The sequence below is a fragment of the Lutibaculum baratangense AMV1 genome, from assembly GCF_000496075.1.
GTDB classification, from domain to species: Bacteria; Pseudomonadota; Alphaproteobacteria; order Rhizobiales; family Tepidamorphaceae; genus Lutibaculum; species Lutibaculum baratangense.
Genome location: NZ_AWXZ01000040.1, coordinates 375,897 through 388,673, shown reverse-complemented (window position 1 = coordinate 388,673; position 12,777 = coordinate 375,897). Strand labels below are relative to the sequence as shown.

Annotated in this window: 12 protein-coding genes; 2 read left to right on the top strand and 10 right to left on the bottom strand. The window is 68.7% G+C overall.

From position 1 onward, the window contains the following. A partial coding sequence (locus N177_RS19595) for a PAS domain-containing methyl-accepting chemotaxis protein (protein WP_040486194.1) occupies nt 1-1,361 on the top strand: 1,361 nt, incomplete at its 5' end. A 26-nt stretch (nt 1,362-1,387) separates the two neighbouring features. On the opposite strand, the gene pssA is transcribed toward N177_RS19595, so the two are convergent. The 5 genes from pssA to N177_RS20820 all read right to left on the bottom strand — a co-directional run bounded on the left by pssA (nt 1,388) and on the right by N177_RS20820 (nt 7,611). Further along, nucleotides 1,388-2,215 (bottom strand): CDP-diacylglycerol--serine O-phosphatidyltransferase, encoded by an 828-nt coding sequence (gene pssA / locus N177_RS19590; protein WP_023434171.1) that lies wholly within the window; start codon nt 2,213-2,215, stop codon nt 1,388-1,390. 18 nt (nt 2,216-2,233) lie between these two features. Further along, nucleotides 2,234-2,950: a phosphatidylserine decarboxylase gene (locus N177_RS19585; protein ID WP_280113400.1), complete on the bottom strand. Its 717-nt coding sequence runs from the start codon at nt 2,948-2,950 to the stop codon at nt 2,234-2,236. A 103-nt stretch (nt 2,951-3,053) separates the two neighbouring features. Then, nucleotides 3,054-3,680: a YitT family protein gene (locus tag N177_RS19580; protein WP_040486193.1), complete on the bottom strand. Its 627-nt coding sequence runs from the start codon at nt 3,678-3,680 to the stop codon at nt 3,054-3,056. A 69-nt stretch (nt 3,681-3,749) separates the two neighbouring features. After that, nucleotides 3,750-5,684 carry an ABCB family ABC transporter ATP-binding protein/permease gene (locus N177_RS19575; RefSeq protein ID WP_023434167.1) on the bottom strand — a complete coding sequence of 645 codons (1,935 nt, stop codon included), beginning with the start codon at nt 5,682-5,684 and terminating at the stop codon, nt 3,750-3,752. A 124-nt stretch (nt 5,685-5,808) separates the two neighbouring features. Next, the gene (locus N177_RS20820; RefSeq protein ID WP_023434166.1) at nt 5,809-7,611 is read right to left on the bottom strand and encodes a LysM peptidoglycan-binding domain-containing protein; all 1,803 of its coding nucleotides are present in this window, start codon (nt 7,609-7,611) and stop codon (nt 5,809-5,811) included. Nucleotides 7,612-7,785: 174 nt separating this feature from the next. Between N177_RS20820 and N177_RS19565 the strand changes: the two genes are divergently transcribed. Then, on the top strand, nt 7,786-8,403 hold the full coding sequence (locus N177_RS19565; protein WP_023434165.1) for an LOG family protein: 618 nt from the start codon (nt 7,786-7,788) through the stop codon (nt 8,401-8,403). 3 nt (nt 8,404-8,406) lie between these two features. On the opposite strand, the gene N177_RS19560 is transcribed toward N177_RS19565, so the two are convergent. The 5 genes from N177_RS19560 to cysS are packed head-to-tail and all read right to left on the bottom strand — an operon-like array spanning nt 8,407 to nt 12,641. After that, nucleotides 8,407-8,970: an NADPH-dependent FMN reductase gene (locus N177_RS19560; RefSeq protein WP_023434164.1), complete on the bottom strand. Its 564-nt coding sequence runs from the start codon at nt 8,968-8,970 to the stop codon at nt 8,407-8,409. A gap of 32 nt (nt 8,971-9,002) precedes the next feature. Next, nucleotides 9,003-10,631 carry a citramalate synthase gene (gene cimA, locus N177_RS19555; RefSeq protein ID WP_023434163.1) on the bottom strand — a complete coding sequence of 543 codons (1,629 nt, stop codon included), beginning with the start codon at nt 10,629-10,631 and terminating at the stop codon, nt 9,003-9,005. A 3-nt stretch (nt 10,632-10,634) separates the two neighbouring features. Further along, on the bottom strand, nt 10,635-11,120 hold the full coding sequence (locus N177_RS19550; RefSeq protein WP_023434162.1) for a GFA family protein: 486 nt from the start codon (nt 11,118-11,120) through the stop codon (nt 10,635-10,637). A gap of 1 nt (nt 11,121) precedes the next feature. Further along, a complete protein-coding gene (locus N177_RS22280; RefSeq protein ID WP_023434161.1) occupies nt 11,122-11,256 on the bottom strand; it encodes a hypothetical protein in 135 nt (44 codons plus the stop codon). After that, the gene (gene cysS, locus N177_RS19545; RefSeq protein ID WP_023434160.1) at nt 11,253-12,641 is read right to left on the bottom strand and encodes a cysteine--tRNA ligase; all 1,389 of its coding nucleotides are present in this window, start codon (nt 12,639-12,641) and stop codon (nt 11,253-11,255) included. The genes N177_RS22280 and cysS overlap by 4 nt, the downstream gene beginning before the upstream one ends. Nucleotides 12,642-12,777: the final 136 nt, after the last annotated feature.

Below are 12,777 nucleotides of genomic sequence, written 5' to 3'. Positions count from 1 at the left end.
AGGCTCTCTCCCGCGCGGAGGCCGTCATCGAGTTCACGCCGAAGGGCGAGATACTGGACGCCAACGAGAACTTTCTCGCGACGCTCGGCTACACGATCGAGGAGATCCGCGGCCGCCATCACAGCCTGTTCGTCGAGCCCGCCTACGCGAACTCGGCGGAATACGCCGCCTTCTGGGCTCGGCTCGGCCGCGGCGAGTACATCGCCGAGGAGTTCAGGCGGATCGGCAAGAACGGGAAGGAAGTCTGGATCCAGGCCTCCTACAATCCGATCTTCGACATGAACGGCCAGGTGATGAAGGTCGTGAAGTTCGCGACCGACGTGACCGGCCGCGTGCGCGCCGTCCAGGAGATCGGCACGGCGCTCGGCAAGCTCGCGGAAGGCGACGTGTCGCAACGCATCGAGACCCCCTTCATCCCGGCGCTCGACCGGCTGCGGGTCGACTTCAACGGCTCGCTCGACGTCGTCGAGGCGGCGCTCGTGAAGGTGCAGGAGGCCACCCACACGATCGAGAACGCGACGGCGGAGATACGCATCGCCTCAGACGACCTGTCGCGGCGCACCGAACAACAGGCCGCGAGCCTCGAGGAGACGGCTGCCGCGCTCGACGAGATCACGGCGACCGTCAGGCGCTCCGCCGAAGGGGCCAGGCACGCGAGCGACGTCGTCGGGCAGGCGAAGGGCGACGCGGAGCATTCGGGCGACGTGGTGCGCAAGGCGGTCGCCGCCATGCATGCGATCGAGGGCTCCGCGAAGCAGATCACCCGGATCATCGGCGTCATCGACGAGATCGCCTTCCAGACGAACCTCCTCGCGCTCAATGCCGGCGTCGAGGCGGCCCGAGCCGGCGAGGCCGGCAAGGGCTTCGCCGTCGTCGCGCAGGAAGTCCGCGCCCTCGCCCAGCGGTCGGCCGAGGCCGCGAAGGAGATCAAGGCGCTGATCCAGACCTCCTCGTCGCAGGTCGCGCAAGGCGTGGACCTCGTCGGCCGGACCGGCGAGTCACTCGAGCGCATCGTTGCACAGGTCGCCGAGATCAATGGCATCGTCGCGGGGATATCCGCCTCGTCGCAGGAGCAGTCGCTGGCCCTCGCCGAGGTCAACACCGCCGTCAACCAGATGGACCAGGTCACGCAGCAGAACGCCGCCATGGTCGAGGAGGCGACGGCGGCCGCCCACAGCCTTGCGTCCGAGACCGAGGGTCTCGTCGAGGCCGTCGGCCGCTTCAGCCTTGGGCGCGTGTCCCAACGTCGCGACGTCCAGCGCCCAGGCGCTGCCCGCGCCAACGTGGTGCGCCTGCCGCGCATGAGCGGCAACGTCGCCGTGAAGATGCGCGCGCGCGAAGAGAGCTGGCAGGAGTTCTGACGGCGCCAGGCCACTCCCGGGGGCGGCTACGGACGGCCCGCCTCCTCCGCGGACAGGCTCGACCCGTAGCGCTTCTTCATGCGCCGGTAGGCGAAGGGCGCTGCGGGGACGGTGCAGACATAGACCACGGTCCAGAACGTCAGGCTAGCCCAGGGGAAGCTCACGAAGAGCGCGACGACGATGACGACGGCGACGAAGGTCGGCAGGACATACTCGCGCGGCACGCGCATCGTGATGCGCTTTGAGGAGAATGTCGGGATCGTAGACACCATCAGGAAGGCGATGCCGAGCTCGTAGGCGAGCACGAGCGGCGCGCCTTCCGGCGTGTAGTCCATGCCCATCAGTTGCAGGTAGACGGGCAGGAGCACGGCGATGGCGCCCGCCGGGGCCGGCACCCCGACGAAGAAATTGCCCATCCATGACGGCTTCTTCGGCTGGTCGAGCTGCGCGTTGAAGCGGGCGAGCCGCAGCGCCGAGCAGAGCGCGAAGACGAGGCCCGAGATCCAGCCGATATTGCCGAGATGGTCGAGCAGCCAGGCGTGCAGCAGGATCGCCGGCGCAACCCCGAAATTCACGAAGTCGGACAGCGAGTCGAGCTCGGCGCCGAACCGCGACGTCGACCGCAGCATCCGAGCGACGCGGCCGTCCAGCATGTCGAGGATGGCCGCGAAGAGGATGGCCGCGATCGCGAGCTCGATCCTGCCCTCATAGGCCATCCGGATCGCCGTCAGCCCCGCGCACAGCGCCAGGAGCGTGATCATGTTCGGCACGAGCATGCGCAGCGGCACGCCGCGGAACGACCGCCGCTCCTTGGGCTGCGGATCGGGCTCGAAGGGCTGGAACGGCGTTTCCATTGGTTTTCCTCTCTCGCGTCAGTCCGAGCGCCATCGGACGGGCGCGGGGTGCCCGGCGCCGCTGCCGAGCCGGGCGATGACGGTTTCGCCGGCCGTCGCCGTCTGGCCCACCTGGCACAGGATCTCGGCATCCTCGGGCAGGTAGTGGTCGACGCGGCTGCCGAAGCGGATGAGGCCGATGCGCTGGCCGGGCTCGAGCCGCCCGCCCTCCTGGACGAAGGACACGATGCGTCGGGCGACGAGTCCCGCGATCTGGACGACGCCGACGAGCCGCCCCTCCTGCGTCTCGAGCACGAGAGCGTTTCGTTCGTTGTCCTCGCTCGCCTTGTCGAGCTCGGCGTTCACGAACTTGCCGGGCGTGTAGACGATGCGCTCGATCCGCCCGGCCACCGGCGCCCGGTTCACGTGCACGTTCACGACGTTCATGAAGACGCAGACGCGCGGCAGGGGCTCCGTGCCGAGATCGAGCTCGGGCGGGGGCACCGCCCGGCTGACCGAGGAGATGCGGCCGTCGGCGCCGCTCACCACGAGGTCGGGATGAACGGGGGTCACGCGCGGCGGGTCGCGGAAGAAGTAGGTCACCCACGCGGTGATCAGGGCGAAGATCCAGCCGACCCAGGTCCCGAAGACCCACAAGGCGACCGTGATGATGACGCCGATCGCGATGAACGGATAGCCCTCGCGATGGATCGGCACCATCCCGTTGCGAAGGCTGCGGATCATGTCGTTGACGATGGTCGTGCTCCTCCTGCGCCTGTCGGCCCGCCCGGCAGGGGCGGATACCGCGAACGGCCAGCCCTGCGATTGCTACAGCCCATGAGGCGCCGCGCCAAGCCGGTCACATCGCAACGTATCGGTCGCGGCGGTGGTTCACGGCAAGGAGCAGGTTGAGGACGATCGCGCTGGCGACCGAGTAGATCACGGCGCGCGGCGCGACGACGGCGAAGGAGAGCGCGAGGATCGTGAGGTCGAAGGCGAGTTGCATGAGGCCGGCGCGCCATCCGAAGCGGTCCTGCACGAAGAGCGCGAGGATGCCGACACCGCCGAGGCTCGCCCTGTGACGGAACAGCGCGAGCAGCCCCAGGCCGAGAAGCATGCCCGCGAGAACCGCCCCGTAGAGAGGGTCCACCGGCCCGAACTGCAGGACATGCGGCTGGAGCCCCGTCAGCACCGACATCGCGGCGATGGCAAGGATCGTCTTGATGGTGAAGGCCCGCCCCATCCGGCCGATCGCGAGGGCGAAGAACGGCAGGTTCACGAAGAAGAACACGAGGCCGAAGTTCCAGCCCGTCGCATAGGTGACGATGAAGGCGAGACCGGCCGTGCCCCCCGTCAGGAAGCCCAGGTGGCCGAGCATCGCGACCCCCAGAGCGGCCACCGCGATACCTGTCGCGATGCCCTGCACGTCCTCGAGAGGCGTGTGCCGCGTCGCCGTCGTCTCCCAGAATCCCGGAGGGATCTTCAACGCGTGCCGCGCCCCGTCTTCTGCCATCGCATGGCGATGATAGCGGCCTTCGCAGACGCAGCAAGCACCTCAGGCGGCATCCGTCTCGCGCTGCCGAGCGGATTCGGTGCCGCCGAGATCGTCTTCCCTCTCGGCCACCTCCAGTTCGGCCTCCGCCTCGGCGGCCTGGCGCTGGCGGTCCCACATGCCGGCATAGACGCCGCCCAGCTCGAGGAGGTCGGCGTGACGGCCGCGCTCCACGATCTGGCCCTTCACCAGGACGATGATCTCGTCGGCGTCGATGACCGTCGACAGCCGGTGCGCGATGACGAGCGTCGTGCGGCCGCGCGACACGGCCTTCAGCGCCGACTGGATCTCCTTCTCGGTGTGGGTGTCGAGCGCGGAGGTCGCCTCGTCGAGCATCAGGATCGGCGGCGCCTTCAGGATCGTGCGGGCGATCGCCACGCGCTGCTTCTCGCCGCCGGAGAGCTTGAGGCCGCGCTCGCCGACCGGCGTCTCGTAGCCTTCGGGCAGGCTCTCGATGAAATCGTGGATCTGCGCCCGCCTCGCCGCCTCGATCACCTCCTCCCGGCTCGCGGAGGGGCGGCCGTAGCGGATGTTGTAGAAGACCGTGTCGTTGAACAGCACCGTGTCCTGCGGCACCATGCCGATCGCGGCCCGAAGGCTCGCCTGCTGGACCTTCGAGATGTCCTGCCCGTCGATCGTCACGCGGCCGGACACGATGTCGTAGAAGCGCAGGAGGATGCGCGAGATCGTCGACTTGCCGGCCCCCGAAGGGCCGACGATCGCGACCGTCCTGCCGGCGGGAACGGCGAAGCTGATGCCCTTGAGGATCGGCCGCGCGCCGTCGTACGAGAACACGACGTCCTCGAACCGCACCTCCCCCGCCTCGATCTCGAGCGGCACGGCTCCCGGGGGATCGGCGACCTCGGGGTCACGGTCGAGCAGCTCGAACATCGATTCCACGTCGACCAGCCCCTGCTTGATCTCCCGGTACATCGTCCCGAGGAAGTTCAGCGGGATGTAGAGCTGCACGAGCAGCGCGTTGATCATCACGAAGTCGCCGATCGTGGCGGTGCCGGCCATCACCTGGCGCGCCGACAGGGCCATGCAGACCGTCATCCCCAGAGTGAAGATGACGGCCTGGCCGAAGTTCAGCCCCGCGAGCGAGGTGAAGGTGCGGATCGCCGCCTTCTCGTAGCGCCGCATCGACTGGTCGAAGCGCTCCGCCTCCAGCCGCTCGTTGCCGAAATACTTCACGGTCTCGTAGTTCAGGAGCGCGTCGAGCGACTTGAAGTTCGCCTCGTTGTCGCTCTCGTTCATCGCCCGCCGGATCGCGATGCGCCGGTTCGACGCCCAGACGGTGAAGCCGAGATAGGCGACGATCATCACCGCCAGTATGCCGACATAGACGAGGTCGAACTGGTAGGCGACGACGATCCCGACCAGCGCGAACTCGAGGATCGTCGGGATCATCGACAGGATCGTCAGCCGGACGATCGCCTCGATGCCCTTCGTGCCGCGCTCGATGACTCGGCTCAGGCCGCCGGTGCGACGCGCGACGTGGAAGCGCAGGCTCAGCCGGTGCATGTGCTCGAACGTCCTGTTCGCGAGCACCCGCACCGCGTGCTGCCCCACCCGCGCGAAGATCGCGTCGCGCAGCTGCGTGAAGCCCGCCATCGCCATGCGCGCCGCCCCGTAGGCGAGCACGAGCGCCAGCGGCACGACCATGAACTGAAGCCAGTCGGGAACCTCGCCTGCGAGATTTCCCTCTCCGGTCAGCGCGTCCGTGGCGAACTTGAAGGCGTAGGGGACGAGCACGGTGACGAGCTTCGCCAGCACGAGCGTGAGCAGCGCCAGGATCGCCCTGCGCTTGAGGTCGGCCCGTCCCTCCGGCCAGATATACGGCCAGAGCCGCTTCAGCGTGGAAAACGTGCTGGCTTCGGCGTCGATCGCGGCGCGGTTCTGCGCCGGCTCGACGCCGCTGGCTTGCGTGTCGCTCATGTCGTCCTTCCCCGGCCACGAAGCGTCGCGCGATCGTCTCCGCCGCAGCCGGTCGGCTCATCGTGTTTACGTCTGATGCAGCCGGCGCCGGCCGGCTGTCCTCTCCCTCTCGCGGTCCCGCGCCTCAGTCGGCGGGATCCTGGTCCTCGTCGAGATAGGGGATCGTGAAGACCTGTCCCGGGTAGATCAGGTCAGGATCGCGAATCTGCGTCCGGTTCGCATCGTAGATCGCGGTGTAGCGGACACCGCTGCCGTAAAGCCTGCGGGCGATCGTCCACAGATTGTCGCCCCTGTTGATGAGGGCGATCGAGGCATCGCTCCCCGTGCCTGGTGCCGTGGCGGTGCCGGCCGCGCCACGCCCCTCCCCGACCACGCCTGTGCCTGTGACGTCGGCCTGGCCCGCGGAGACCTCGCCGGACGTCCCGCCTTCGGTGGAGAAGGCGAGCTGCACCCTGTCGAACCGCACCGCCGCCCGCGCCGTCACCTCGCCTCCGGCGCCGAGCGTATCCGCGCGCACCTCGTACTGGCCGGGCGGCAGCGCCCGCGAGCCGGTGATGAACCAGTTGCCGCTCGCATCCGCCTCGACGGTGCCCAGTGCCTCGTTGTTCACGTAGAGGCGCACGGTGGCGGCGGGCTCGGCCTGACCGGACATCATGAGCGTCTCCGGCTCCTCGACCTCCACCGTCTCGATCGAGAGCGTGCCGCTTTCGACGTCACCGGCAGGGCCCTCGTCCGTTTCGGCCTCCGGCTGAGCGGCCGCCGTCTCCGGCACGTCGTCGTCGGGAAGCGCCGCCGGCTCCGACGGCATCGAAGCGTCGTCGCCCTCGGCTGTGGCACCCGCATCCGGCTCCGCCGTCACCGGCTCGTCCGAGGCATCGGATCCCGCCACGTCCTGCTCATCCCCGGAGGAAGCACCCTCCGGAAGCGCCGCGACCTGCCTCTCGTCCGAGGGGCTCTCGTCCGTTCCGGACCCTCCCCCGATCTCGGGCAGGTCCGACGTCTCGTTCGGCCCGGGCTGTAATCCGGGCTCCGGGAGGTCGGCGGTCTCGTCCGGCAAGTCGGCGGTCTCGTCCTGCCCCCCGTCCGTGTCCTCCGCCATCCGGGCCGACGGGGCGCCGTCGCCGGCGCTCGTCTCCGCCTGCCCCGGAAGAGCCGTGTCACCGGGCTCATCCTCGGCCATCGCGAGCTCGTCGCCGGCAAGCGCCGCAGGCTCGTCTCCCGTCGTCGCCGCGCCATCGGAAAAGTCGGCCGGTTCCGCGTCGGGCTCCGCGCGGCCCGTCTCCGCCGGACCGCCGGCCTCGGCTTCAGGCGCCTCCGGCGCCCGGATCTCCGCGCCCGCTTCCGCATCCCCGTCGGCGGGGAGCGCGTCGTCGCCCGCCATGGCGAGCCGCTGCGACGCGTCCTCGTCGGGCTTTTCCGGCCTCTGGACCACGCGGGACGGCTCGCCCTGCGGGGTCACCGCCACGAGCGGCGTTTCGCCGTCGTCCTGGATCACGATCGCGACGTGATCGCCGTAGACGGGCTCGCTGCCGTCCCGGGATGTCGCGCGCAGCGCCATGTCGTGCGAGCCGACGCCGAGCGGCTGGCCCAGAACCATCGCCCATTCGCCGCTCGCATTGGTGTCGGCGTCGGCGAGGACGACGTTCGCCGAGACGAGTTCGACCCGGGCCTGTGCCCTCGCGCGCCCCGCCGCCACGAGTTCGCCGCTCGGCTCCACGCGCACCAGATCGAAGGACGGCGCATCCTGGTCCCTCGCCGCCTGCGGGCGGTTCTGCGTCTCCTCTGGAACGCCCGGAGCCTCGCCCGCGGCGTCGCCGGCGGCCGTCCGCGGCTGCGGCTCGCTCTCGTCGCGCGTCTCCAGCGCGAAGTAGCCGGCGACGGCACCCAGCAGAACAACGGCGATGGCGGCGAGTATCCTGGTGTTCATGGCGCGGCTACCGTGTTGGCGACATCGCCAGCCGCAAGGACGCGGCCGGCGCCACCTTCATGCCACGTGCACACTGTCACGTGCAGTTTTCACCTATATGGTGATTCCCGAAAGAACAAGGCGGCACCCACCGGTGAGCCGCCACGTCACGACGAGTCGAAGGAACGTGCGTTGATGTCGAAGCTCGAGCGTATCTGCGTCTATTGCGGTTCAGGCCCCGGGCGCAAACCCGTCTACAAGCAAACTGCCGAGGCCCTCGGCGCGGCGCTCGCCGCCGCCGATATCGGCCTCGTCTATGGCGGCGGCAGCCTCGGGCTCATGGGAACCGTCGCGAGCTCCGTCCTCAGGCATGGCGGCCATGTCACCGGCATTATCCCGGAATTCCTGACCGAGCGCGAGCGGATGCTCCGCGACGTGCAGGAGCTCATCGTCACGAGCGACATGCACGAGCGCAAGAAGGCGATGTTCGACAAGTCGGACGGCTTCATCGCCCTGCCCGGCGGCATCGGCACGCTCGAAGAGACCGTCGAGATGCTCACCTGGAGCCAGCTCGGCCGGCACAACAAGCCGATCGTGCTCGCGAATATCGACGATTTCTGGCGCCCCTTCTGCGACCTGATCGACCACATGCGCGAGGAGCTCTTCATCCGCTCGGAGCTTCAGGTGAACCTCCTGATCGCCGACACGATCGACGAGATCCTGCCGATGATGCGCTATGCGATCGAGGCCGGCGCCACGCGCGGCGCGGCCGAGGAGGAAGCGGCCGAGAAGGAGACGATGAGCCGGATGTGAGGCTCAGCCGAGCCGGCGCGCGTGGTCGGCGAGAGAGGCGAGGAGCTTGCCCAGGAACTCCCGCGCCCGCTCGTCGGTCAGCCGCCCCCGGTCGTCGAACTTCTCGTCGGCGGTCGCGATATGCACCTCGGGCCGGACGACCGTCTCCGCGTTCAGCGCGACGAGCACCTGCCGCAGATGGTGCTGGCACCTGATGCCGCCATAGGGGCTCGGCGACGCCGTGGCGATCGCCGTCGGCTTGCCGGCGAGCGGCTGCGGCTTCGTCTGGGTCATCCAGTCGATCGCGTTCTTCAGCGGCCCCGGCACGGAGTAGTTGTATTCCGGCGTCACGATGACGAGCCCGTCGACGGCACGGATCGCGGCGGCGAGCCGCTCCACCGGCTCCGGCAGCCCCTCCGCCTCCAGGTCCTCGTCGTAGATCGGGATGTCGCCGATCGACGGCAGCATCTCGATCCTGACGCCGTCGGGCGCGTGTTCCTGCATGTTCTCCGCCACCTTGCGGTTGAGCGATGCCTTTCGGAGGCTGCCCACGAGAACGCCGAAGACGAGTTCCTTGCCGTCGCTCATTCCAGATCCTTCCGGTCGGGCCGGAGGGATCATCAGACGGAAGCGAGCTTCCTCGGACGGTCCTCCGGCGATGCAGCGACGCCCGAGCACAGGAGCTTGAAGGTGATCGAATCCACAAGCGCCTGGAACGAGGCGTCGACGATGTTGGGAGAGACGCCCACCGTCGACCAACGGTTCCCCTCGCCGTCGCGGCTCTCGATGAGAACCCGCGTGGTAGCGGACGTGCCGCCGTTCAGGATGCGCACCTTGTAGTCGACGAGCTCGAGGTCCTCGATATGCGCCTGGAAGCGCCCGAGGTCCTTCCTCAGAGCCATGTCGAGGGCATTGACGGGGCCGTTCCCCTCCCCGACCGACATCAGACGCTCGCCGTCCACCGTCACCTTCACCACGGCTTCCGAGACCGTCACGAGGTCGCCCATCGCGTTGTGGCGACGCTCGACCATCACGCGGAAGCTGTCGACATGGAAGAAAGCCGGCACGTGACCGAGGAGCCTGCGCGCGAGCAGCTCGAACGACGCATCCGCCGCCTCGTAGGCGTAGCCTTCGGCCTCGCGGCGCTTCACCTCGTCGAGAAGCCTCGGCAGGCGTGGATCGTCCTTCTGCACGCCGATGCCGAGCCGCTCGAGCTCCGCCAGAAGGTTCGACCGCCCCGCCTGGTCGGAAACGAGGACGCGCCGGCGGTTGCCGACGAGCTCGGGATCGACATGCTCGTAGGTCGTGGGATCCTTCACGATCGCGGAGGCGTGCAGGCCGGCCTTCGTCGCGAAGGCCGATTGGCCGACATAGGGAGCCTGCCGGTTCGGCGCGCGGTTCAGGATCTCGTCGAAATGGTGCGAGATCGCGGTCAGCTGCTTCAGCTGCGCGTCGCTGACGCCGATCTCGAAGCGTTCCGCGTACCAGGGCTTGAGCTTCAACGTCGCGACCAGCGTGACGAGGTTCGCGTTGCCGCAGCGCTCCCCGAGCCCGTTGAGCGTCCCCTGGATCTGGCGCACGCCCGCTTCCACCGCCGCGAGCGAGTTCGCGACGGCGTGGCAGGTATCGTCATGGGCGTGGATGCCGAGATGATCGCCCGGGACGACATTCGTCACGTCGGACACGATCTCGCTGATCTCGTGCGGCAGCGTGCCGCCGTTCGTGTCGCAGAGCACCACCCAACGGGCACCGGCCTCGTAGGCGGTGCGGGCGCAGTCGAGTGCATGCTCGCGGTTGGCCTTGTAGCCGTCGAAGAAGTGCTCGCAGTCGATCATCGCCTCGCGGCCGCACGCCACCACCGCCTCGACGGAGTCGCGGATCCCCGTGAGGTTCTCCTCGAGCGTCGTGCCGAGCGCCACCTTCACGTGGAAGTCCCAGCTCTTGGCGACGAGGCAGACCGCGTCGACGGCGGCGTCCAGCACGGCGGCAAGCCCCGGATCGTTCGAGACGGACCTGCCCGGCCGCCGCGTCATGCCGAAGGCGGTGAAGCGGGACGTCTTCGTCCGCTTCTTCGCGAAAAACTCGCTGTCCACCGGGTTCGCCCCCGGCCACCCTCCCTCGACATAGTCGATGCCGAGCTTCTCGACGAGCTGGGTGATGAGGATCTTGTCCTCGACGGAGAAGTCGACGCCCGGTGTCTGGGCACCGTCTCGCAGCGTCGTGTCGAAGAGGTAGAGACGCTCGGCCATCGCCTACTCTCCCTGCGGCCCCGGCCACGTCTTCGTGTCGTGGTCGGGATGCTGATAGGAATGGATGTCGGAGAGGAACGGCGACGCAGCGACATCCTCCTCGGTGTGCCGCGCCGGCAGTTCGTGCAGCCGGTCCACATAGGGCAGCCGCCCCTCCGTCCCGAACTGGATCTCCGGCACGATCTCGGCAGGCCTGTCGAACGCGCCGATCGCCAGGGCGGGCCCGTCTGGTGCCTCGTAGGTGAGCGGCGTGCCGCAGGCGGCGCAGAAGCCGCGCCGCACATGGTTCGAGGACTGGAAGTGGGCGGGCTTCCCGCGCGTCCACTCTAGCGAGGCCTCCGTCACCGCCAAGAGCGGGGCGTAGAAGGCGCCGAACGCCTTCTGGCACATCCGGCAGTGGCAGATCGAAGCGCGGCCCACCGGGCCGGTCACCCTGAAGCGCACCGCTCCGCACTGGCAGCCGCCGGTCAGAGTCTTCGCGTCGCTCATCTCACAGCACTCCGTAGAACCACAGGGCGACGAGGACGGCGAGCACGAGCACCGCCACCTTCAGCGCGACATAGCCGATCCACCGCCGCGGGAACGGCGTGTCGTCGTGCCACGCGTGCTTCCCGTCGTCGCTCATCGCCGCACCTCCCAGCGCGTCACGAGTTCGCCCGTCTGCGGGTCCTTGCCGTCCATGATGACGACGCCCATCGCGACGAGATCGTCGCGGATCCGGTCGGCCTCGGCGAAGTCCTTGCCTTTCCGCGCGGCGATGCGGGCGTCGATCAGGCGCTCGACCTCCGCCTCGTCGATCTGAAGCGAGGCCGGGCGCCAGGATTGCCAGTCCTCGAGGCTTCCCTGCATCAGGCCCATGAGCTCGGCGCTGGCCCTGAGGCTCGCCGCGGCCGTGCCGTCGCCGTGGGCCGCGCGCGAGCGAAGCTCGTGCATCGCGGTGATCGCGCGCGGCGTGTTCAAATCGTCCGACAGCGCGTCGAGCACGGCCTCGTCGACCTCGCCGGCCTCGAAGTCCTCGGCCGCCTCGTACCAGCCGTCGAGGATCGCCCGCGCCTCCTTCAGTCCCGCCTCCGTCCAGTCGATCGGCTGCCGGTAGTGGGTCTTCAGCATGTTGAGGCGCAGCACCTCGCCCGGCCAGTCCGCCAGGAGGTCGCGGATCGTCAGGAAGTTGCCGGCGGACTTCGCCATCTTCTCCCCTTCGACCTGCAGGAACCCGTTATGCATGAAGATCTGCGCCATCCAGCTCGTGCCGTGGGCGCAGCAGGACTGCGCGACCTCGTTCTCGTGGTGCGGGAAGACGAGGTCGATGCCGCCGCCATGGATGTCGAAGACCTCGCCCAGGTGCTTCGCGCTCATCGCCGAGCACTCGATGTGCCAGCCCGGCCTCCCGCGGCTCCAGGGGCTCGGCCAGCCGGGCTCGCCCTCGGCGGCCGGCTTCCACAGCACGAAATCCATCGGGTCGCGCTTGTACGGCGCAACCTCGACGCGGGCGCCGGCGATCATCTCGTCGAGCGAACGGCGCGCCAGGCGGCCGTAGACCGGCCCCGTCTCGTCCGTCCACGACTTCACGTCGAAGAGCACGTGCCCGTCGGCGGCATAGGCGTGGCCGTTGCCGATCAGCGTCTCGATCATCGCCACCATCTCGGGAATATGAGCGGTGGCGCGCGGCTCGATCGTCGGTGGCAGGCAATGGAGCGCGGCGACGTCCTCGTGGAACTGCTCCTCCGTGCGCCGGGTCAGCTCGTCGATCGCGACCCCCTCCTCCGCGGCGCGCCGGATGATCTTGTCGTCGACGTCGGTGATGTTGCGGGCGTAGGAGACGTGCGGCTCGCCGAAGACGTGGCGCAGCAGGCGGAACAGGGCGTCGAAGACGATCACCGGGCGCGCATTGCCGATATGTGCGAAGTCGTAGACGGTCGGGCCGCAGACATACATGCGCACGTCGCTGGGATCGAGCGGGACGAAGTCCTGCTTCTCGTGGGTCAGCGTGTTGTAGAGGCGCAATGTCACGCGGGGTCTCCCTGCCTGCCGGCCGGGCGTCCTTCACGTGCCCTAGAGTACTGGGTGTGCGGAAACGCTGCGGCCAGCCGTTATGCTAGCCACAAATAATCAGGATGCGGATTGTCGTTGCCGCGCTCTGCATGGT

Coding starts and splice junctions, on each gene's coding strand:
- pssA (WP_023434171.1), bottom strand. CDS start 2,215: ATGGAAACGCCGTTCCAGCCCTTCGAGCCCGATCCGCAGCCCAAGGAG.
- N177_RS19575 (WP_023434167.1), bottom strand. CDS start 5,684: ATGAGCGACACGCAAGCCAGCGGCGTCGAGCCGGCGCAGAACCGCGCC.
- N177_RS20820 (WP_023434166.1), bottom strand. CDS start 7,611: ATGAACACCAGGATACTCGCCGCCATCGCCGTTGTTCTGCTGGGTGCC.
- N177_RS19565 (WP_023434165.1), top strand. CDS start 7,786: ATGTCGAAGCTCGAGCGTATCTGCGTCTATTGCGGTTCAGGCCCCGGG.
- N177_RS19560 (WP_023434164.1), bottom strand. CDS start 8,970: ATGAGCGACGGCAAGGAACTCGTCTTCGGCGTTCTCGTGGGCAGCCTC.
- cimA (WP_023434163.1), bottom strand. CDS start 10,631: ATGGCCGAGCGTCTCTACCTCTTCGACACGACGCTGCGAGACGGTGCC.
- N177_RS19550 (WP_023434162.1), bottom strand. CDS start 11,120: ATGAGCGACGCGAAGACTCTGACCGGCGGCTGCCAGTGCGGAGCGGTG.
- N177_RS22280 (WP_023434161.1), bottom strand. CDS start 11,256: ATGAGCGACGACGGGAAGCACGCGTGGCACGACGACACGCCGTTCCCG.